The 277-nt window shown below is 61.4% G+C and carries 1 protein-coding gene; it reads left to right on the top strand.

The genetic code is table 11. The features are described 5' to 3' along the window. On the top strand, positions 1-277 hold a 277-nt coding region (locus RVY79_RS19390), incomplete at both ends, for an RHS repeat domain-containing protein (protein ID WP_317466199.1).

Genomic DNA, 277 nt, shown 5'->3' on the forward strand with positions numbered 1-277 from the left:
TATACCGTCGATGCTGCCGGCGATGTTCAGCAGAATGCCTACGATGCACAGGGGCGTCTGACTACTACCACCGCCTATGCAAACCGGGTCAGTCTCTCGGGCCTAGCCGACGCTCCTACGCTGGCCGATGTCGCCGGTCGTATCAATGCAGATCCGGCACACGATGAAGCTCAAAGCCGGGTGTATGACGCGGACGGCCGCCTTCACTACACGGTCGACGGCGCTGGCAGCGTGGTCCGGTATACCTACGATGCCAATGGCAACGTCGTTGACCGCG

It is taken from the genome of Chromohalobacter sp. HP20-39, assembly GCF_033052815.1.
Taxonomy (GTDB): domain Bacteria; phylum Pseudomonadota; class Gammaproteobacteria; order Pseudomonadales; family Halomonadaceae; genus Chromohalobacter.